General features: G+C 36.3%; 26 protein-coding genes. 14 read left to right on the plus strand and 12 right to left on the minus strand.

What is annotated here, in order from left to right:
* Nucleotides 1–165: 165 nt before the first annotated feature.
* The 4 genes from SIB53_RS06145 to SIB53_RS06160 form a co-directional block, all read right to left on the minus strand.
* On the minus strand, nucleotides 166–1,902 hold the full coding sequence (locus SIB53_RS06145) for a DUF4214 domain-containing protein (protein WP_413677385.1): 1,737 nt from the start codon (nucleotides 1,900–1,902) through the stop codon (nucleotides 166–168).
* Between the two features lie 40 nt (nucleotides 1,903–1,942).
* Entirely contained in the window at nucleotides 1,943–2,074 is a 132-nt protein-coding gene (locus SIB53_RS06150) for a hypothetical protein (RefSeq protein ID WP_413677386.1), read from the minus strand.
* Between the two features lie 395 nt (nucleotides 2,075–2,469).
* On the minus strand, nucleotides 2,470–2,646 hold the full coding sequence (locus SIB53_RS06155) for a hypothetical protein (protein ID WP_413677387.1): 177 nt from the start codon (nucleotides 2,644–2,646) through the stop codon (nucleotides 2,470–2,472).
* A 143-nt stretch (nucleotides 2,647–2,789) separates the two neighbouring features.
* A complete protein-coding gene (locus SIB53_RS06160; protein ID WP_413677388.1) occupies nucleotides 2,790–2,993 on the minus strand; it encodes a hypothetical protein in 204 nt (67 codons plus the stop codon).
* 552 nt (nucleotides 2,994–3,545) lie between these two features.
* Here SIB53_RS06160 and SIB53_RS06165 point away from each other — a divergent pair.
* Nucleotides 3,546–3,761, plus strand: a complete 216-nt coding sequence (locus tag SIB53_RS06165) for a hypothetical protein (RefSeq protein WP_413677389.1) — start codon at nucleotides 3,546–3,548, stop codon at nucleotides 3,759–3,761.
* Between the two features lie 116 nt (nucleotides 3,762–3,877).
* The gene (locus tag SIB53_RS06170; RefSeq protein WP_413677390.1) at nucleotides 3,878–4,087 is read left to right on the plus strand and encodes a hypothetical protein; all 210 of its coding nucleotides are present in this window, start codon (nucleotides 3,878–3,880) and stop codon (nucleotides 4,085–4,087) included.
* Between the two features lie 38 nt (nucleotides 4,088–4,125).
* Here the strand turns inward: SIB53_RS06170 and SIB53_RS06175 are convergent, their stop codons facing one another.
* The 3 genes from SIB53_RS06175 to rpsD form a co-directional block, all read right to left on the minus strand.
* On the minus strand, nucleotides 4,126–4,836 hold the full coding sequence (locus SIB53_RS06175) for a tyrosine-type recombinase/integrase (RefSeq protein WP_413677391.1): 711 nt from the start codon (nucleotides 4,834–4,836) through the stop codon (nucleotides 4,126–4,128).
* Nucleotides 4,837–5,182: 346 nt separating this feature from the next.
* Nucleotides 5,183–5,500, minus strand: a complete 318-nt coding sequence (locus SIB53_RS06180) for a hypothetical protein (protein ID WP_413677392.1) — start codon at nucleotides 5,498–5,500, stop codon at nucleotides 5,183–5,185.
* A 139-nt stretch (nucleotides 5,501–5,639) separates the two neighbouring features.
* Nucleotides 5,640–6,248: a 30S ribosomal protein S4 gene (gene rpsD / locus SIB53_RS06185; protein ID WP_413677393.1), complete on the minus strand. Its 609-nt coding sequence runs from the start codon at nucleotides 6,246–6,248 to the stop codon at nucleotides 5,640–5,642.
* A gap of 91 nt (nucleotides 6,249–6,339) precedes the next feature.
* On the opposite strand from rpsD, the gene yidD reads away from it, so the two are divergent.
* The 3 genes from yidD to SIB53_RS06200 all read left to right on the plus strand — a co-directional run bounded on the left by yidD (nucleotide 6,340) and on the right by SIB53_RS06200 (nucleotide 8,607).
* Nucleotides 6,340–6,579 (plus strand): membrane protein insertion efficiency factor YidD, encoded by a 240-nt coding sequence (yidD, locus tag SIB53_RS06190; protein WP_413677394.1) that lies wholly within the window; start codon nucleotides 6,340–6,342, stop codon nucleotides 6,577–6,579.
* Nucleotides 6,576–6,887, plus strand: a complete 312-nt coding sequence (locus SIB53_RS06195; RefSeq protein ID WP_413677395.1) for a glutaredoxin family protein — start codon at nucleotides 6,576–6,578, stop codon at nucleotides 6,885–6,887. The genes yidD and SIB53_RS06195 overlap by 4 nt, the downstream gene beginning before the upstream one ends.
* A gap of 190 nt (nucleotides 6,888–7,077) precedes the next feature.
* Nucleotides 7,078–8,607: a UDP-N-acetylmuramoyl-L-alanyl-D-glutamate--2,6-diaminopimelate ligase gene (locus tag SIB53_RS06200; protein WP_413677396.1), complete on the plus strand. Its 1,530-nt coding sequence runs from the start codon at nucleotides 7,078–7,080 to the stop codon at nucleotides 8,605–8,607.
* A 1-nt stretch (nucleotide 8,608) separates the two neighbouring features.
* On the opposite strand, the gene SIB53_RS06205 is transcribed toward SIB53_RS06200, so the two are convergent.
* Entirely contained in the window at nucleotides 8,609–9,811 is a 1,203-nt protein-coding gene (locus SIB53_RS06205) for an aminotransferase class V-fold PLP-dependent enzyme (RefSeq protein ID WP_413677397.1), read from the minus strand.
* Between the two features lie 177 nt (nucleotides 9,812–9,988).
* On the opposite strand from SIB53_RS06205, the gene SIB53_RS06210 reads away from it, so the two are divergent.
* From SIB53_RS06210 to SIB53_RS06230, 5 genes are all read left to right on the plus strand, one after another.
* The gene (locus tag SIB53_RS06210; protein ID WP_413677398.1) at nucleotides 9,989–10,120 is read left to right on the plus strand and encodes a hypothetical protein; all 132 of its coding nucleotides are present in this window, start codon (nucleotides 9,989–9,991) and stop codon (nucleotides 10,118–10,120) included.
* Between the two features lie 472 nt (nucleotides 10,121–10,592).
* Nucleotides 10,593–10,829 carry a photosystem II reaction center protein PsbN gene (gene psbN / locus SIB53_RS06215; protein WP_413677399.1) on the plus strand — a complete coding sequence of 79 codons (237 nt, stop codon included), beginning with the start codon at nucleotides 10,593–10,595 and terminating at the stop codon, nucleotides 10,827–10,829.
* 171 nt (nucleotides 10,830–11,000) lie between these two features.
* Nucleotides 11,001–11,663 (plus strand): hydantoin utilization protein A, encoded by a 663-nt coding sequence (locus SIB53_RS06220; RefSeq protein ID WP_413677400.1) that lies wholly within the window; start codon nucleotides 11,001–11,003, stop codon nucleotides 11,661–11,663.
* Nucleotides 11,664–11,683: 20 nt separating this feature from the next.
* Nucleotides 11,684–11,818 (plus strand): hypothetical protein, encoded by a 135-nt coding sequence (locus tag SIB53_RS06225; protein WP_413677401.1) that lies wholly within the window; start codon nucleotides 11,684–11,686, stop codon nucleotides 11,816–11,818.
* 89 nt (nucleotides 11,819–11,907) lie between these two features.
* Nucleotides 11,908–12,168, plus strand: coding sequence for a hypothetical protein (locus tag SIB53_RS06230; protein ID WP_413677402.1), 261 nt, complete (start codon nucleotides 11,908–11,910; stop codon nucleotides 12,166–12,168).
* A 27-nt stretch (nucleotides 12,169–12,195) separates the two neighbouring features.
* Here the strand turns inward: SIB53_RS06230 and SIB53_RS06235 are convergent, their stop codons facing one another.
* Nucleotides 12,196–12,441, minus strand: coding sequence for a NifU family protein (locus SIB53_RS06235; RefSeq protein WP_011294385.1), 246 nt, complete (start codon nucleotides 12,439–12,441; stop codon nucleotides 12,196–12,198).
* Between the two features lie 74 nt (nucleotides 12,442–12,515).
* On the opposite strand from SIB53_RS06235, the gene SIB53_RS06240 reads away from it, so the two are divergent.
* On the plus strand, nucleotides 12,516–14,006 hold the full coding sequence (locus tag SIB53_RS06240) for a malate:quinone oxidoreductase (protein ID WP_413677403.1): 1,491 nt from the start codon (nucleotides 12,516–12,518) through the stop codon (nucleotides 14,004–14,006).
* Between the two features lie 84 nt (nucleotides 14,007–14,090).
* Nucleotides 14,091–15,902 carry a translation elongation factor 4 gene (gene lepA, locus SIB53_RS06245; RefSeq protein WP_413677404.1) on the plus strand — a complete coding sequence of 604 codons (1,812 nt, stop codon included), beginning with the start codon at nucleotides 14,091–14,093 and terminating at the stop codon, nucleotides 15,900–15,902.
* Between the two features lie 16 nt (nucleotides 15,903–15,918).
* Here the strand turns inward: lepA and SIB53_RS06250 are convergent, their stop codons facing one another.
* A complete protein-coding gene (locus tag SIB53_RS06250; RefSeq protein WP_413677405.1) occupies nucleotides 15,919–16,086 on the minus strand; it encodes a hypothetical protein in 168 nt (55 codons plus the stop codon).
* A 190-nt stretch (nucleotides 16,087–16,276) separates the two neighbouring features.
* On the opposite strand from SIB53_RS06250, the gene SIB53_RS06255 reads away from it, so the two are divergent.
* Nucleotides 16,277–17,035 (plus strand): ABC transporter permease, encoded by a 759-nt coding sequence (locus SIB53_RS06255; protein WP_413677406.1) that lies wholly within the window; start codon nucleotides 16,277–16,279, stop codon nucleotides 17,033–17,035.
* A gap of 21 nt (nucleotides 17,036–17,056) precedes the next feature.
* On the opposite strand, the gene trmH is transcribed toward SIB53_RS06255, so the two are convergent.
* Together trmH and SIB53_RS06265 are read right to left on the minus strand one after the other, a co-directional pair.
* A complete protein-coding gene (trmH, locus tag SIB53_RS06260; RefSeq protein WP_413677407.1) occupies nucleotides 17,057–17,746 on the minus strand; it encodes a tRNA (guanosine(18)-2'-O)-methyltransferase TrmH in 690 nt (229 codons plus the stop codon).
* A gap of 155 nt (nucleotides 17,747–17,901) precedes the next feature.
* Complete coding sequence (locus SIB53_RS06265) at nucleotides 17,902–18,906, minus strand: porin (protein WP_413677408.1); 1,005 nt, start codon at nucleotides 18,904–18,906, stop codon at nucleotides 17,902–17,904.
* 215 nt (nucleotides 18,907–19,121) lie between these two features.
* Here SIB53_RS06265 and SIB53_RS06270 point away from each other — a divergent pair, with 215 nt between their 5' ends.
* Nucleotides 19,122–20,468, plus strand: coding sequence for a 16S rRNA (cytosine(967)-C(5))-methyltransferase (locus tag SIB53_RS06270; RefSeq protein ID WP_413677409.1), 1,347 nt, complete (start codon nucleotides 19,122–19,124; stop codon nucleotides 20,466–20,468).
* Nucleotides 20,469–20,507 lie beyond the last annotated feature (39 nt).

A 20,507-nucleotide genomic window follows, 5' to 3' on the forward strand; every position in this document is an offset into this window, starting at 1 on the left:
ATGCTCACGCTTTGCTCACACATAATCCGCACATAGTTGGATTGATACAAAGTGATAGATTTGATTCCTTTAAGCATAGCTAAATTCAAGCGGCGTATGGGGGTAAATGAGTGGTGGTTCTATGAATAATGAGAGTGAAGAAATTTGTGGTGGATATCTTAGTGGTTATCCAAACCCAGTCATATCTGTAAAGAGCGCTTTGTTCTCTGCTGATTCGGCAAACCCTAGAAGAACTTCATAACGAGTTTCAGTACCGCTATTAAGTTGACCTAACCAATAATTCAGTCCACTGCTATCGGGTAATCGACCTAGAACATTTTGATAGAGATTATTGACGTAAGTTGTATCAGTCACATTCTCACCATAAAGTGTTTTAAATTCATTAGATACAAGGAAAGAGGAAGCAACCGCTCGATCATCGTTTTCACCAGAAGTATATTTTCCAATCCAATACTTCAATCCATCAGCATCAGGAAGGCGTTTAAAGGATGCGTTATATAGACGGAACATCTTTGCATCGTCTGTATTTAAACCAGTGACTTGATCAAATGTTCCTTTGATATCAACAATGGCGCTGATATCCCGAAATGAACTTGTTGTCGCTTCTCCTGTAAAGGTTAATAATGGAAGACCTGTGATGTCGTCATAACCAGAATCAGTTTTGATTTGATAGACGCCATTACCTTTATTGTAGAACTTGTAATCACTAAAATTACCGCTATAAGTTTTAACAATATCTACTTTTGATTCGTCTACTGTTTGATCTGTGAATTGAATGTATTCAATATTCTTCAGTGTATCTTCTCCTAAGTTCTTATAATTTGTTTGTTCATCAATTATTTTTAAAGAATTGTCTTCACGTATAAATGAATAATCTTGGAATTTACTATTGTAGTGAACTGTATCTATACCTTCTTTACCATCGAAAGTTTCATGTCTTTCGGTTCCAAACATTTTGTCATTTTTAGATGTTCCTGAAATATCTCTACTCCATCCATAACCGTTAATATAACTAGGTTGTATGACACTACTTATATCTAGATTATCGATTTTGACTTTTGATCTGTCCTTAAAGGTTAATAATTCAATTCCCTTGCCGTTGTATGCAGAATCTGAATGTTTTAGGGTATTTTTTCCTTCATTGTTACTCAATCTTTGATCAGTAATTTCGAGACTAACTTTTACATTCCATTTCCAATTGAAGTAATTGTATATCCCAATTTCTTCTATTTTATAATCTGAAAAATTTCCGTTGAAGATAACTTCATCAGTACCATACCCTCCATCTATAACGTCATCTCCCTTACCTGGTGTAATAATGTCATCGTCATTTAAAGAGCTAATAGTATCGTTGAGATCACTACCTTGAATAATATCTTTATAATTGCTACCTGTAATATCACCACTACCAGTTATAGATCTCACACTGCTAGTAATACTACTTATTGGAACTGATTCTCTATCTGTGAAAGTTAAGAATTCAACCGATGTTAGGTAATCAGTTGAATTATTTTTACCTGCTCTTTGATCGACTACTTCTAATCGTGATCCGGTATTGGTGAAAAAATAATCATTGTAGGTTCCATCGTAAATAACAGTATCTTCCCCATCGCCGCCAATGACAGTATCTGATCCGTTCCCTGGTATTAATATATCGTCTCCTGCGGCGACACTGTCGTAACCCCATTCATCGACTAGAGCTCGATCTCCGTCAATCTCGTCATTACCATCTCCTCCATAAATAGTGTCATGACCCATCCCTCCGTATAATTTGTCGCTTCCTCCATTCCCGTAAATGACATCATCTTCTGTGCTTCCATATACTTTGTCACTGTCTTCTGTTCCTATGACAGGATTATCCCATGGACTGGCATAAAATGGATTGGTGTAAACAGTAGTCACTCCGAATCAACGGCGCTGATAACTGAGTTTATTATATAGATCAACTAGATACTCTATCTCTTGATATACCCATATCAAATGCTCTTACTTCCATTAGCTGTCTTTCTACCCAATCAAGAGTGTTGTGACTTGATTTCTTTGAGGTAGTGGGTTGTTGTTTCTTCTCTTTCATTAGTAGTTGTTAGGTAAGTATCAATAGGGATGATCCAGATCGTCATTCAGGGACGATAGAGATCATCATGATTGAAGAGTTAATAGTTAGTAGGGAGAGATAAAAGAAAGTACTCACAGGATGTCCATTAAGGGGACATCAGTAGAAGTAATTGTTGTCTTAGTTGTCTTTTCTCCCCCCTTATACGGGGCGGGTCAAAAATCTATCTCCCTCTTTATACATGAGGGATCGAAAATTCTATCTTTCCCCTTTAACAGTGGTGATCGAAATATCTGTTGGTATGACAGAGGTGTTGAGCGCGCGCTTTCTGTCTTCTCCCTTATACGGGTGGGATCGCTCATAACGTAGTCAGGGAGATGGATTTAGAGAATCAGTAATTAATGAGAGTGAAGCGCTCATACAGATCCGATCCATCTTAAATTTTCTTCTGCAGGACGTATGTTTCTACCTTTACCAAGGATCTCAGTGGACTCATCAGCTCTGTAGTGGAAGTAATGCTCTTGGATATATTTCATGCTCGTATCTGTGTTGGCTGCAACTGTTGGGAGTGGAACGCCAGCTGATAAACGCATGGTGATGTATGTATGCCTAAAGCTATACCAGGTGATGTTTTTACCTGAGTGAATAACTACCTTTTTTACTTCACTATTCGCATCCTCTCTCCCATGTATAGATGGGCTAACCCTCTATCTATATACGTGACGACTCGGTCTATCTATTGAAATTTCTTTCCAAAAGTGGAGGGGTTGATGAAGAGAATATCTTGTGGGATCAGTTCTCTATTCTTTATACATTGAATCCATTCTCTATATTCTTGACCAATTGCTAATTGATCTCCAGTGTTTAGCTGATCGGTTCTTCTTAAGGCATGGCATATAACTTCTGACATTGTTTCCTCAATCGAATGAAGGGATTCCATTGGCTAGAAGTAGCTGTCCTAGGCTACCTACTTAACTGAGTGTGTAAAGTATCTACCCTATGAGGGGGCTTTTGAGGCCATGAATAGACGTTATGAGGCTTCAGGAATTTGTGTTAAAAATTTGAGCCTTAATGGAGCAATTAAGAACTAAGTTCGAGAATCAATCCGAGGTGTATTTTTAGACTTTTGACTAACTATTTGATGCCATAAAAGATTGGCTTCTTTCGCTAAATCAATATATTCACTTCTGCCTTCAGCTTTCTTCATCTTCAACAATGTGAATGCGTATCGGTAGGTGAGTTTTTTGGTCATAACTATCAATGTCGGCTGATAAAAGGATCTATCAAGACCCGAAACCAGATTGTATTCAATGTAACAACATGAACATTTTCTTTTGAAAAGGTAGTTATAGCTTTATTGTTTATCTGTGGATAGCTAGGTTGAAGCTCTATCGAATCTCTGAAGAGTTGTCTTTCTTTGTTCGTTGGTTTCTCCATATTCATTTAAGAAGCTATAACCACAGTCCTTTTAGGGTTTAAATAAGCTAGATATATGAATATAAGCCAACGTATTACTATTGCATGGGCGGCTCAGAGGGTTTCTTATCTCGATAGCCTTAAGAGATATGAAGACAGCTACGCTGTTAGCCAAGAATTCTGTGAATGGACTACCTGTTTGAATGCCTATCCAGAAGGACTTAAAGCTGCAACGCTAAACGTTCCAGATTTCAACAAGGAAAACCGTACTAGACAATCAACTCAATCGTGAAATCACTTAGCCAGAATATTTAAATGTTGGGATCAGCACCAACTAGAGTTAGGAAGACTGTTCTATCGGAAGCCAGTCTTCCTCTTCTCGCTAAGTAGTTATTGAAATTTAGAACAATGAGTCACCACAACGCCACCCTTAATTTCTCTCATGCACCATATAAGAACAAGGCTTCTTTAAGTGAATTAGATCGAGAAATAGAAATGGGAGAACTAAGACTGAGATATATACAGCTAATGAGAGATGTTCATAAGACTCTTGGAAAAGAAGATGCGATTGAATTGATTAAAGAATCAGAGGGTATCTGGAAAAAACTTACTTCTTGACTAGGTTTTAGTACAAGGAAAACACATGAGTTCGTTTTTTAATCCTCTAGATAGCTACCTATAATAGTCCTTTTTCGTCCTTTGATTTCATATTCAATTTCTGTTAGCGCCTTCGATTCCCTACCCATATCTAGCTTTGCGTAATACCTTTCGCAGACTGTAATGCTATGACCAGCAAGCTTAGCGACGTCATAAATATCCTTGCCTTGCAAAATCAAATTGCAAATGAAAGTGCTTCTTAAGCTGTATGGGGTGTAGTTCCTATCGCTAAAGACATAGGGTTTCAATTCGTCTCCACATAGTTCGATCATCCTTATCCATATTGTATTGAACATTGAGTATGGAAATTGCTTCATCTCATTAGCTGGGTTGCCAAAGATTAAATCTGTATCTTTAATCTTTTGATCTGGATAGTATCGACTTAAGTACTCTTTTTGTTCTTTCCTCCATTCAAGTAGTTGACTATCCACTCCATTAGTGGGTAGGGCTCTTTGTTTCCCAGTCTTAGTATCTTTTATATAAATAATTGCAATCCATTTATCTTCTGTTTTCCCTTTGGACTTGCTCCATCGTCCTACGTTCTCCCTTTTGATATCACACCATCTCAACTTATTTAGTTCAATGTTTGGACGTAAGCCACTGTTTTTACAAATTAAACACCATCGATAAAACAACTGATTGAAGTAGACACCTTTACCTTTTACTGAATACTTAGCGGGACCTCTTCCTGTCTCTCTGTTTTTAATCATCTGCTTCAAAGTATTACTACTAAATTCCAGTTCCCTTCTTCTATGAGAGGTGGGTTGGCGTCTACTTCGGATTCTTTAATGACTATCTTTGGCATTAATCTTTTTTCATCTAGTGAGTTGATTAATAATCCTCTTGGTTTGCAGTAGCCAATGAGAAAATCTTTAAAGTAAATCAGTTCAATTCTTCTAGTCGACTTTTTTGCTTTTCTCTAAGTTATGTACTCTTGAAAAGTGTTGTTATCTATTTGGTGGGTTTTCTCGATTCCTTTGTAGCTGAGATACTTCTCGAGCTATTTTAAACCTTGTGCTTTATTTTGTAGAGATTTTTCTTTTAATAGATCAGCATCTACTTTTTTTGCTCTTCATCAAGGAAGTTATTGAGGCACTTTCTAATACTGACTTTCTTTGACCTAACCATATTCTCGGTAATCATTCTTGCGCGTCTTCTTGAACTATTGCTTTCGATTTCATGCTGAGCTTTTCTGATCGCTACCTCTTGCGCATGTTCTAAGATCTCGCTTCTTAATGCGTTATATGCATCGAGTGACTTATCAATGGCAGCCTCTAACGTATTGGCTCCATCAATAACTTTGTATCTGTACTTCTTAGTCCCTAGGATTAGTTCACGATATAAGAAAACATCAGGAGCTCTTGTGAAAGACAAGACAACGCCTTTACCTCGGAAACTTTTGATTTCTCTGCAATATTCGGCATGAAAAAAACTCTTGCCGTACTGAAAGCAGCGTAGCAAGAGTTTGACTAAAGTTGGACTGAGGTTAAGAAAAGCCAGTAATAGACTAGTTCTAAACTTTTCTTGAGTAATACTCAACAACTAGCAATTCATTAATTTCTATAGCAACCCATTCCCTATCCGTCTTTGCAGATATCTTGGCCGAGAGTTTGGTTTTATCAAGCTCAAGGTGTGGAGGAACATTCGCAAGACCTGGGAATTCTAAGTTGGCTTGAGCCAATTGCTTACTAGCTTTGTTATCTCTAATAGCAATAACATCTCCAGCCTTACATTGATAACTTGCAATGTCAGTTATTCTGCCATTAACGGTTACATGTCCATGGTTTACTAGCTGTCTTGCACCTGGGATGGTAGGTCCAAATCCAAGTCTAAAACAAACATTATCAAGCCTATTCTCCAGAAGCTTTAAGAGATTTGTTCCTGTGGAACCCTCCTGAGCACGAGCTTTCTTTACATAGCGAACAAGCTGGCGTTCAGAAATACCATAGTTGAAACGAAGTTTTTGCTTTTCTTCGAGTCGGATCGCGTATTCAGAGCGCTTGCGACGGGCTTGGCCGTGCTGACCTGGGGGATGAGACCTTTTTGCGGCCTTCCGGGTGAGACCAGGTAGGTCTCCCAAGCGTCGCGTGATCCTCAAACGAGGTCCGCGGTATCTAGACATAGGGGTTTAATTTAGAAAATGTTCACTGGTAAGGGTAATCTGGAATTAATCCATTGGTCCCTTATTCACCAGTCTATTATTCTATCTAAAGATGCTTACAAAGATCAATAAAGCTATTGCACTTGTTTTTGTTAGTTTAATTTCCTTTTATCAGAAGTGGATTTCGCCATTGTTTGGACCGAGTTGTCGATTTATCCCTAGTTGCAGTGCTTATGGGATAGAAGCCGTTACTAAGCATGGTCCTTGGAGAGGTGGTTGGCTGACTTTGAAAAGATTAAGCAAATGTCATCCTTTTACTCCTTGTGGGTGTGACCCAGTTCCAGAAAAATGAACTCAGAGGTATTGGTTTTATATTCACGTAAAGGGTGCTGTTTGTGTCAAAAACTTGAAGAAAAATTGTCTAATATATGTCTAAGAAATTTAAAACCTTCTATTGTGCTTTCCATTGTCGATATAGATAGCAAAAAAGTATCTTTAGATATACAAATGAAGTATACAAATGAGGTTCCAGTAATAGTTCTTGAGTCAACTAGATTATTAAAAAAGATTGAATTACCTCGGGTCTCTCCACGTTTAAAGGAAGACATGCTTTTATCTTGGATACAAAAGAATTTGAATGTTTTGTACAAAACATCCTAAGAAAATAATCAATTCCTGTTTTATTTAATAACTTTATTGAATTCAAAGAGAAATACATAATTTATTTTTTTAATAACAAAATCCTTTTTAATTACTAGATCGTAATTAGAGTTATTGTGCGGTGAAAATTATGCAGGTCTTTTTATACTTGAAATGATCCTTCATTGATTTTCATCGTCAGAGGTTTGTTTTGTCGCGTTATCTACACACTTTATTGAAAGCGATTGATTTTCACGTCCCTTCATGGTTAGCGAATCCAGAAATAAAAAATCTTTCATGTGATTCTAGAAAAATCAAAAAAGGTGATTTGTTCTTAGGTTTAGAAGGTGAAAAAGTTGATGGAGGAACCTATTGGGCAAAAGCAATTGAGAGAGGTGCTTGTGCGGCCATTATTAGTAAAAATGCTTCTCTTTTAAATCCACCAACTAATGAAGATCCTGTAGTAATTATTCCGGATCCTGTATCACTATTTATGGGCAAATTAGCTGCAGATTTTTGGGGTAAACCATCTAGTGAGATTTGTTTGATAGGCGTCACTGGTACTAACGGTAAAACGACCACATCATTTTTAATTGAATTTTTGACTACTTCGCTTGGCTATCCATCTGCCTTGTTTGGAACATTAATTAATCGATGGCCAAATCATGAGGAAACTTCAAAATATACAACTACTTTTGCTGTCCCTTTGCAGGCACAACTTAGTAAAGCAGTTAGGGCAGGAGTTGAATATGCAGCGATGGAAGTAAGTTCACATGCTTTGTCTCAGAATAGAGTGGCTGGTTGTGATTTTAGTGGGGCAATATTTACAAATCTTTCAAGAGACCATTTAGATTATCACGATTCAATGGAATCTTATTTTGAGGCTAAAGCTAGTTTATTCCGATCACATTTGATAGAAGATGATGGCCCTAGGTCTGTAATTAATGTAGATGATAAATGGGGCGCATTATTAGCAAAAGATCTAAACCAAAAATGTTGGACATGTTCCTTAAAAGGGAACTCTCAAACTGGAGAAAAACCAGATTTATATATTAGTAATCTTCAAATTATGCAAGATGGATATACGGGAAAATTGCATACGCCTTTTGGGGCGGAAAACTTTTTTTCACCACTAATAGGCGATTTTAATTTAATGAATATCTTGCAAGCAGTAGGAATTCTAGTTCAAAGAGGATTGCCCTTGAAGGCTCTTTTGGCCGCGTTGAAAAAGTTTCCTGGAGTGCCAGGGAGAATGCAACTAATAAATATGAATGGATTTAAAGTCAAAGACGGCTATCCACTAGTAATAGTAGATTATGCTCATACCCCGGATGGCTTGCAAAATGCTTTAATTGCATCGAGATCATTGACCAAAAAAAAATTAATTTGTGTCTTTGGTTGTGGTGGTAATAGAGATAAAGGTAAAAGATCTAAGATGGGAGAGATTGCGACTAAGTTTGCAGACTCTGTGGTTGTGACATCTGATAATCCTCGGCAGGAAGATCCAAATGAAATTATTAAAGATATTGAAAAAGGTATGACTTTTGATTCTGAAATTTCTTTTGAGCCAGAGAGATCCATGGCAATTAAACTGGCCATAGCAAAAGCCAAGAAAAACGATGTTGTTTTAATCGCAGGGAAAGGTCATGAAGATTATCAAATTTTAAAAGATCAGACAATTTATTTTGACGATCGTGAACAAGCTAGAAAAGCATTATCTTTAAAAACAAATTTTATTTAGACTACTTAGTCGAGATGACATTTTTCAGACCAATAACAAGATTATCGATCTCGTTTAAATCTGTTGTGACATGAACACAAGCACGAAGCCATTTGGGATCTTCGAGAACTCTTATCCATAAATTCTGTTTACCAAGATAGTTGACAACCTCTTCAGGAGAGTTGATTCCATTAATAGTAAAACTTATAATTCCTGCAGGTGGAGGACTGTTTAAAACAAGTTCAATGTTTTTGATTTGGTTTAGTTTTTCCCAAAGAATAGAGCTGAGTCTTTTAATCTTACAAAAGCGCTCAGTCTCATGCCCTTCATTGTTTAGCATTGTTAGCGAGCTCCTCAGACCAGCTAAAAGAGGGACACAAGAAGTCGCTATCTCAAAACGTCTGCCATCAGAATGAAAAGGAGTTTGATTGTTGACATATATGCCTTCTTCAGCTTTTAAGCTTTTCCAGCCAATTAATGTTGGGCTTGACTCTTCTAGAACTCTTGTTGAAAGAGCAACAGCTCCCAGTCCCTCAGGCCCATATGCCCATTTATGTCCTGTAAACGCATATATGTCCGCATGGTCACAAGCACCTTTAATTGGTATGTGACAAAAACTTTGAGCAGCATCAACTAATAAATAAGGGTTGCTTGAATGCCCTTTAAGTCTTTTGGAAATAAGTTCAATTGGCATAATTTGTCCTGTATTCCAAAGGAGATGTGAGAGAACAACGAGCTTTGTATGTTTTTTTAGATATTTATCTATCAATTTAAGTACTTCTTTATACGTCTCATCTTTCTTGCCGTTACCATTGCATAATTTTGATACGGGAAGTATGGCGATTGTTAGATTCTTTTTACGAGCTAATTCTTTACATGCTGCGACTATCCCAGGATGTTCACAATCGCTAAGTAATAAATTATCACCATTAGAAAATGGCAGGCCTAGTAAAGGTAAGACACAACCGGAGGTGACATTTTCAGTCAAGGCAATTCTCTTCGGATGAATAGCGCAAATCTCTGCTATAAGATTTTTCGTAGTTATGACTTCTTTAGTAATGTATGGCCAAACGTTATTCGTGAATGGACCTAAGTTTTGAATCGTTTGCCAACTCGAAGTTATTGCATTTAATGATTGAGTTGGGAGTGGACCTTGACCTCCATAATTAAAATAGTCTTTATTTTGTAAAGCTGGCATATTGTCTTTGAACAATATTGGTGACATATCTTTTATCTTTTGGTCTAGTAATTAAGAATATCTTTTTTTTGCCAACTTACCAATTTAATTATATCTTCTAGTTATATAAACCTAAACGTCTACCATTTTTATTATATTTTAGAGCAATTTTGAATCATTTAGCGCGTCATTAAAGTATGATGGTTTTTAATTTTTAATTGGTTTATGAATATCAAAAAAGAACAAAAAATCAAAGCTCAAGAATGGGTGGTCATGTTCGATGGGCAAATAAAAAAAAGTGAGAAAGAGATTGATGCTTATGAGCATCATTTTGAAGTTAACAATCAAAAGAGTTAATAGTGATTAGATTTTGCTCCTATCGGGCAAATTAGTGAAAATGATATTTCTGTTGAACTGTTGCATTACTTACTATTTAAGCTGCTTCACTTTTTGTGGCTTTTTATATTAAGATGAAAGTCCTAATTAAGTCGAAAGATGAAAATTGATTTTGGTCCTGTAACTTTTAGCAGGATTGCTAGCATCCTTTTGATACTGGGGTTTTTTGGGCTTTTAGCTTATAATTCTACTCTCTAATAATACTTTAATTATGAAACAATCTAATCTTATAACTAGGAATTAAATTGGTTTATATAATTAGATATCAATTTATCTCTAAAATATTTATCATTTAAGCATTAGTTAAATATATTCTTTTGACTTTTTGATTAATGAAAAAAAGGATTATGATAGGACAATTTAAGTAGTTTCCATCTTTAGCTCTCGAAGTCTTTATTCATACAGTAGAATTATTTGAATTTGATTAATACGAATGGAATCCTCAACTACTGATCCAACATTATTGATGCTCATAGGAGGAATAGTTGTTTTACTAGCTGGCTCAGTAGCCTATGGAGTTTATTCAACATTCGGTTCAGGCTCAAAGGAGCTCAGAGATACTATTGATGAGCACGCAAAAATGCATGAATTAGGTATCGCTCATGGACATGGTGGAAGTTCAGAGGCCTATGAGATGTCCGGAAAACTTCAAAAGGATCAAATTTCTTAAAAAAAAAGAAATACTTATTTAATTTTCATTAAAATCTTTTATAAAATTTTTTTCATCAAGATAATTCAACCACTGAGATGTAATATTTAGTTATTAAGAAGTTAGAGAATTGACCCATTTTGATGAAGAAAATATCTATTTCATGAATAAAAATTCACCTAACATGATCTCATGTTGATCAGTGTATTAACTGGATTTGCCGCTGGGGCAGTACATGTAGTTAGTGGAGCAGATCATATGGTAGCTATGGCTCCTAACTCTATTCGAAAACCCCGAGTAGCTTTAATTGATGGGTTGGCATGGGGGGTTGGACACTCAACAGGGGTTTTAATCCTTTCAATATTAGGAATTTTAGCTAAGGATTTTATAAATATTGAATTAATGTCTTCTTATGCAGAGTTTTTTGTTGGTATTAGCCTTTTGATTGTGGGGTTCCTAGCTATTAGGACTTCTTTAAAAGCAAACATTCATATGCATCAGCATATGCATGGAGAAGAAAAGTCTCCCCATAAACATTTTCATTTTCATTCACTTGGAAATAATCTTCATAGAGGTCATACTCATGCTGCAACTGGATTAGGGGTTTTGCATGGGTTTGCTGGAGCTAGTCATTTGGTTGCAGTTATTCCTGCATTGGCATTGCCTTTGTTTGGAGCGATGGCTTATCTTTTTTCATATTTACTTGGATCAGTCTTCGCAATGGGATGCGTTGTTTTAGGTATATCTTTTGCAACTAGTAAAGCGAATAAAATGTTTTATCCTTTCTTGATGCGATCAATAGGAGCACTATCAATAGTAATAGGTATATTTTGGCTTCAAAAAACTCCATTCTAACTTTTTAAAAGTGTTGCATCATGAATTACACAGCTAGCCTTCTTGCTTTAGGTGGCTTCTTTTTATGGGTTGTTATTGCGACACTGATTTGGGCCAGAAGAATGAGAAAACTTAAACAAGAATATTCTCTAAATAAATCAAAATTCAAAAATTAATTGATACATCACTTTTCATCTTTAGATACATATTTATCAGTGAAAATGATTAAAGATTATGTATGATCATTCAACTATAAATAAGATTGATGAAAGGTGTTTTGTTTTTCTTAGGTTCTATCTTTAGATGGCCTGTTCAAAATACTAAAGAATTTTTGATTCTGCATGTTTATCTTTTAGGTATATATGGAATAACTTTTTTGCTAAGAAACATTGGTTTAGAGGTATCTAAACTTATTTTTACAGTTGGTCTAATAGCTCCAATCGGTTATCTAATTTACAATGGACTCCCTTTAGATTGTCTTAACTATAAATCTGCAATTAAAAGGGAATTAAGTTCTCTAAATTAAATAACAAAGGTTAATTAGAAAGTTAATTTATAAAACTTGTATTACTTCGCTAACCTCTGGGATCATTTCCCTTAGCTTTCTTTCAATACCCATTTTTAGAGTCATTGTGCTGCTCGGGCAACTTCCGCAAGCACCCTGAAGTCTAACTTTGACGATCGGTCCATCTATTTCAGCTATCTCTACATTTCCTCCATCAGCCATGAGAAATGGTCTTAATTCATCGAGAACCTTTTCAACGTTTTCTGTCGTAAGTGCTAGAGTTTCGTCGCTCATTTTGATTTACTTAATTTAATTTTGCTTAGCTTAGTTAATTGCAGGATAGTCTGTATGTAATCTTGATAAAGATTTTGTTTAATACCAGTGCCTCAAAGTCAGAAAATACTTATGACGCAATATTAGTAGGTGCAGGAATTATGAGCTCAACTCTTGCAGTACTTCTGCATGAGCTTGATCCGGATTTACGATTGCTGGTTGTTGAAAGATTATCTTCTGCTGGTTTGGAAAGTAGTTGCGCCAAGAATAATGCTGGAACAGGACATGCAGCCAACTGTGAGCTTAATTATACTCCAATCCAAGAGGATGGCTCTCTTAGTACCACCAAAGCTTTTGAAATAAATAAATCCTTTGAGCAAAGCTTAGAGCTTTGGGCATCGTTAGCAGAACAAGGGAAATTGATACCAAAAAATTTTTTAAATAAGTTGCCACATATCAGCCTTGTCTTTGGAGATAAAGATATTTCTTTGCTTAAAAAAAGGTTTTCTAAACTTAGTTCTCATGCCGCTTTTGCTCAAATGGAATTCACCAAGGATCATGGTGAATTAAAAGATTGGATCCCTTTGATCATGGATGGTAGGAAAAAGAGTGAAAAGATTGCCGCAACAAGAATTCAAAGAGGAACTGATATTGATTTTGGTAATTTAACTCGCTCATATATCAATCAAATTGAAGAGTCAAAATCTATTGAAATTAACTATTCTACTAATGTTGAAAATCTTGAACAAGATAGAGAAGGAGATTGGTATTTATCTTTAAAAGGAGCAATAAAAAATAGAGTTGTTAGATCAAAGTTTGTTTTCCTTGGAGCAGGAGGAGGAGCTTTATCCCTTTTGCAAAAATCGGGAATTTCAGAAGGATTGTCATATGCAGGGTTTCCTGTAAGCGGCAAATGGTTGATTTGTGATGAGGAGAAATCAACAAAAACACATAATGCAAAGGTTTATGGAAACGCAGCAGTTGGAGCACCACCAATGTCTGTCCCACACTTAGATACAAGATGGATAGATGGAAAAAGATCTCTTTTGTTTGGTCCTTTTGCAGGATTTAGTTCAAATTTTTTAAAATATGGATCAAAATTGGATTTGTTTAGATCCATCAAAACAACTAATCTTTTCTCTATTTTGCAAGCAGGATTAGACAATATAGATCTAGGAAAATACTTATTAAATCAATTAATTCAAACAAATGAGGATCGAATAGAAACTTTAAAAAGATTTCTTCCTAAGGTTTCACCTGATGATTGGAAGCTTTCAATTGCAGGGCAGCGGGTTCAAATAATTAAACAAACATCTAAAGGCGGTGTTTTGAAAATGGGGACAGAAGTTGTTACTTCATCGGATGGATCTTTATCTGCTTTGCTTGGGGCTTCTCCTGGCGCAAGCACAGCAGTAACAATCATGATTGAAGTTTTAAACCGGTGCTGGCAGGAAAAAATGGAATCAAGTAAATGGAAAAATAAAATGTTAGAGCTTTTCCCCAGTATTGGAACAGATATTAATTCAAATCAAGAAGCACTTTTGTCAATTCGCAAAAGAAACGATTTCTTACTTAAATTAATTTAAAACTTTAGTACTGGTGAGTTATATTTAATCTTTATTCAGAGTTGAATTGATAAATGAAGATCTTGTTCCATTAATTGATTTCGCATGACTAATGTGCCCATTTCTCGTCTGAGGAACTTTTGCATAATTGCTCATATTGACCATGGTAAATCAACCTTGGCGGATAGGCTTCTTCAGGACACAGGTACTGTCTCCTCTAGGGACATGCAAGAACAATTCTTGGACAATATGGATCTTGAGAGAGAGAGAGGGATAACTATAAAATTACAGGCTGCGCGGATGAATTATAAAGCTGATGATGGAGAGGAATATGTTTTGAATTTGATTGATACCCCAGGCCATGTTGATTTCTCTTATGAAGTGAGTAGATCATTGCAGGCTTGTGAAGGCGCCTTGCTGGTTGTTGATGCTAGTCAGGGAGTTGAAGCTCAAACTTTGGCCAATGTTTATCTTGCCTTGGAAAATGATTTAGAAATTATTCCTGTTCTCAATAAAGTCGATTTACCTGGTGCTGATCCTGAAAAAATCAAAAATGAGATTGAATCAATTATTGGTTTAGATACATCTAAGGCAATTTCCTGCTCTGCTAAAACAGGGGTTGGTATCCCAGAAATACTGCAAGCAGTAGTAGATAGAATACCTTCTCCAAAAGATAATGTTGACCAAGCTACAAAAGCACTTATTTTTGATTCTTATTACGACCCTTATAGGGGGGTGATTGTCTATTTCAGAATCATGAGTGGTGGCATAAGTAAGAAAGACAAGGTTTTACTTATGGCTAGTAAAAAAAGTTATGAGCTAGATGAAATAGGTGTTATGGCTCCTGATCAGGTAAAAGTAAATACTCTTCATGCAGGTGAAGTAGGATATTTAGCTGCATCAATCAAAGCAGTTGCTGATGCAAGAGTTGGGGATACAATTACGTTGCAGGATAGACCTGCGGAAGAAGCTTTACCAGGTTATACAGAGGCTAAACCAATGGTTTTTTGTGGGTTGTTCCCCACTGACGCAGATCAATATCCAGATCTAAGAGAAGCTTTAGATAAATTACAGTTATCCGATGCTGCATTGAAATATGAACCTGAAACAAGTAGTGCAATGGGATTTGGCTTTCGTTGTGGATTCTTAGGTTTACTGCATATGGAAATTGTTCAAGAGCGTTTAGAACGCGAATATGATTTGGATTTAATTGTCACTGCACCCTCAGTAATTTATAAAGTGAAAATGACTGATGGAGAAGTTTTGATGATTGATAATCCAGCTACACTTCCAGATCCTCAAAAACGTGAAACAATAGAAGAACCCTACGTTCGTATGGAAATTTATGCACCTAATGACTATAACGGAACTTTGATGGGACTTTGTCAGGATAGAAGAGGAGACTTTATTGATATGAAGTACATAACGACTGATCGAGTCACTCTTATTTATGAAATACCTCTAGCTGAAGTTGTCACCGACTTTTTTGATCAGATGAAAAGTAGAACTAAGGGATATGCTTCTATGGAATATCACTTAATTGGCTATAGAGAAAATGATTTAGTCAGATTAGACGTTTTAATTAATTCAGAGCGAGCAGACCCTTTAACGACAATTGTTCATAAAGATAATGCTTATAGTGTAGGGAAAGGACTTGTTGAGAAATTAAAAGAACTTATTCCAAAACAGCAATTTAAAATTCCTTTACAGGCTTCTATTGGTAGTCGAATTATTGCAAGTGAAGGTATTAGTGCATTACGAAAAGATGTTTTGTCCAAGTGCTACGGCGGCGATATTTCCAGAAAAAAGAAATTATTGAAGAAACAGGCAAAAGGGAAAAAACGAATGAAGTCTATGGGAAAAGTTGATGTTCCCCAGGAGGCTTTTATGGCTGTCTTGAAATTGAATAATGATTAATAGATATTTCTATTTTCTATGTTTGTTTTGTATAGTTTATTTCACTTGAATTATTTATAAACATTGAGACTTCCTGATTCCCTTTTTCTTTGCTTAGATTTGTCCATATAAAACCTACTATTATTAGTATTGTAATGGTTATTGAGAGCTCCCCTACGGTGAGACCATCATTTTTTAAATGCATCTTAAATTGTATGTATTCACTTATTTAAGCAATTATTTTTTTATTTTCTACCTTTTACAGCTAAATTTAATTAGGTCTTATTATTTGATCATTGAATCTGAGAGGCTTTTTAAGACAAAAGAATTTGTCTACACGGTTATTGTTCACTGGGCTAGTAATTTTAGCTGTATATGTAGGCATCTCTATTCTTATGCCACTATTAATATCTTTAAAGGTTGTACCTAATGGTGAATTTGGTTTAGGGAATCCGGTTTTCTCAGCTCCCTCCATAGATCACTGGTGTGGAACAGATCGACTAGGAAGAGATGTTTGTATCAGAACCTTGGCTGCGAGTGGAGTTGCGTTACAGGTCGTTTTTGTGGCCGTATCTCTTGCCGTTCTAGTAGGAATACCTTTGGGACTTTTAAGTGGCTACATTGGTGGGTTTGTGGATAGGGTTTTGGTGCTTTGTATGGATACTCTTTATACCATTCCTGTCCTCCTTCTTTCTGTGGTGATGGCATTTTTATTAGGGAGAGGCATATTGAATGCTTCAATAGCATTGTGCGTAGTTTATATTCCTCAATATTTTCGACTTGTTAGAAACCAGACTACTCAGGTTAAATCAGAACTTTATGTCGAGGCAGCAATATCAATGGGAGCATCCCCTTTGTGGGTGATAAGAAAATACCTTCTTAAAAATGTTCTTACTTCTGTACCTGTGGTCTTAACACTTAATGCTGCAGATGCTGTATTAGTTCTTGGGGGATTGGGCTTTCTTGGATTAGGTCTTCCTGAGAATATTCCAGAATGGGGAAGTGATTTAAATATGGCATTAGTTGCATTGCCTACTGGTATCTGGTGGACAGCTATCTATCCTGGTATGGCGATGTTTATTCTAGTTTTGGGACTATCTTTTATTGGAGAAGGCTTAGAGAAATTTATAAGTGAAACTAGTCTGCAGCATTAAATAATACTTGAGGTTTAGGATTTAACATCTCATTTTTTCTGTTCTTGGGAGATCACTGATAATTTCACCTTTTTCATTAAGCTCTGGATATTTTTTGCCTTCATCTTTGCACCATTTAGCAACTTCAGGGTAAGCCCACTCGAAGATCTTCTCTTTGTATGTTTCTTGGCTCATACCTTCTCCAAACTCAGGAATTGTATTGGCTTCTTGACGTTGTCTTAGCGCTTCAAATAATAATGCCGATGCTGCAACTGATACATTCAAAGATTCAACCATACCTCTCATTGGAATATGAATATGTTCATCCATTAGACTTCCAGCTTCTTCACTAATACCCCATTTCTCTGCACCTAGTACGAATGCTGTTGGCCCCTCGAAATTACATTTTCTATAGTCAATTGATTTTGGGTTCAAGTTCGTGCCATACAATTTAAATCCTTTTTTTTTAAGAACTGTTATTGCCTCAGTGGTTTCTTTATATTGATTTATTTGGACCCATTTTTGACTTCCTTGAGCCGTGCTATTAAATGTTAAAAACTTTTCTTTGTTGAAGATAGCATATGCCTCAAGAACCCCAACTGCATCACAACTTCGTATTATTGCTGAAAGATTATGAGGCTTTTCAACATTCTCAATTAAGACGGTGAGATCGGAAATCCTCCTATTTAGTACTGATTTTATGCGTTCAAAACGTCTAGGGAGTAGAGGCATTTCTAATGATTTATGGAACAGTTGGTACTATTTAATGATGATAGTTGTATTTATTTAATATATAAAAAATATAGTATAGATTTCCAAATAAAAAGCTCCTGCCTATTGGGCAGGAGCTTTTTATTTAACTAAATGAATTTAGGTTTCTATTAAATTTAGAAGCTAAATGCAGTTTCAACAACAACACCTGTGTCGTCATCACCAGTACTTGTATCTTCAACAGTGAAGAAACCAGGAGTAAGTGTAACGTTGTCGTTCAATGAATAAGTGTAAGAAACTTCAAATCCTGTTGAATCTAAAGAATCACTACCATCAACATCAGTTGAGTTGTAAGCAGCACTTAATGTTCCTGGACCAACTTCGTAGTCAACACCAACAAACAAGTCAGTTGCATCAGCACCTGTTTCTGGATCTGTTGTGTCATAAGCAACGCTGAATGTTGCATCAATTGACTCTGGGCTGTAGTAGATACCACCACCGAATGTGTCGTATCCAGTTGTTCCGCCTTCACCGTCGTTAGAAGCAATTACAAGACCGCCACCAAAGCCGTCGCCGTTATAGCCAAGAGTGAAAGTTGAAACATCATCACCATCATCAGCGCCGATTCCTACTGTAGAAGAAGCACCACCAACAGAAACGAAACTTACAGAAGCAACTACGCCATTGTCATTAGAGTAAGCAACACCAACTCCAGGACCAGTTTCGTCACCAGCCAAAGAATAAGGCATGCTGCCTAGTCTGAATGCGTCTGAATAAGCAGAAGTTGTTGCTGCAACAACATCATCCTGATCAACCAAAGGTCCAACAGTTACTGAAAGATCGCCAACAGGGAAGTTGTAGAAAAGAGAAGTAACGTTTAGATCACCTGATTCAGCACTATCCATGCTTGCAAGTGGGCCACTAGCATTACCAGCTACAAGACCAGCAGAGAAAAGGTCTTCGCCTGTGAAGCTAGAATTTATGTCAAGGCCATATGCATACTGCATGTATAGCTCTTCTTCTGTATCAGAAGTTCCGCCATCTGCAACTGAACCTGTTGTGAAAACAGCAGAACCAGAAAGAGTTGTTGTTGATGAAAATGCAGTGTCTGCATTAGCTGCAACTGGAGCCATTAGGCCCAAAGCTGCTGGAGCTACTAATAAACGTGAAAAAAGCTTCATAGTGTCCTCACACATTAAAGAAGTTAAATCAAATTTAACTATTTTAAGAGGTGTTTAAAAGTATCTTATGTTACAGCTTTTTAGTTGGCCTAGTCTCGGCTATTTCTTTGAGAGTCATTGCAGTATAAGACTTTAGGGGTGTTTTGAGCTATGATTGGCTGGATAAGTACTTTACTGTGAACTGGATTTGTAAATGATTGCGTTTGAGTGAAAATATGTCATCCATAAAAGGCTTAGATGCCAGAAGAGCTGCTTGGGAGGTTATCCAAGCAGTAGGTGGTGGAGCATTCGCAGATGTGGCATTGGAAAGGATCTTTAACCTTTATTCATTCAAGTCGTTAGATAAAGCATTAATAACTGAACTTTCTTATGGTGCAATTCGCCAGAGATATTACTTAGATTGTTGGATTGATTTTTTAGGAAAAGTACCAGCTAAAAGACAGCCACCGTTATTGAGGTGGCTATTACATCTTGGGCTTTATCAGATTTTAAAAATGAAGCGAATACCTCCAGCTGCTGCAATCAATACAACTGTCGAGCTTGCGAAAACTCATCATTTGAAAAAACTTGCTCCTGTCGTTAATGGAATCTTGCGATCTGCTCTTAGAACCAAGGAGAAAGGTCTTCAACTACCTAAATCGAATAATCCGATTTTAGAATTAGCAAAAAACGAGTCTCTTCCTATTTGGTTCGCAGATGAATTGATTGCTTGGAAGGGAGTCGAAGATGCTAAGAAGATTGCTAAAGCATTCAACAGAATTAGTCCTATTGACATAAGAGTGAATAAATTGCGTGCAGATTTAAAAGATATAAAAAAACTTTTTGATTCCTTTGGCATTCAAAATCAAATAATTCCAAACTGTCCTTATGGATTGGAAGTTAGAACTGGTGTAGGTGAACCTAGGAAATGGCCTGGTTATGAAGAAGGTAAATGGAGTGTGCAAGATAGATCTTCGCAGCTAATTGCTCCGACATTAGGACCTTTGCCTGGAGAAAAGATTCTTGATGCTTGCGCTGCACCAGGCGGAAAATCAACACATATTGCTGAATTAATGAATGATGAGGGCAAGATTTGGTCTGTTGATCGATCATCCCGAAGATCTAAAAAAATATTTGCGAACTCAGAAAGGCTTGGGAATAAATGCTTGGAAATATTGGTCGCTGATTCAAATGAATTATTAGCCAAACATCCAGAATGGAAAAGTTTTTTTGATCGTATATTAATCGATGCTCCATGTTCGGGATTGGGTACTCTTGCTCGCCACCCTGATGCAAGATGGAGAATGAATAAAGATAATATTCAGGAGCTTGTCGCTGTTCAAAGTCAATTACTTAACTCGTTAGCTCCTTTATTAAAAAGTGGAGGCACATTGGTCTATTCCACATGTACTATTCATCCTGAAGAAAATTTTAATCAGATAAAAAACTTTCTTCAATTAAAGTCTGAGTTTTTATTGGAATATGAAAAACAGATATGGCCTGGTGAGGAAGGTAATGGAGATGGTTTTTATATTGCTGTTTTAAATAAATTAAAAAATAAATCAAATTATATAAGGTGTTAAACCTTTTCAAATAATTATAATTCTATTTTTAGGATTAGG

It is taken from the genome of Prochlorococcus sp. MIT 0916 (genome assembly GCF_047305155.1).
GTDB lineage: Bacteria > Cyanobacteriota > Cyanobacteriia > PCC-6307 > Cyanobiaceae > Prochlorococcus_B.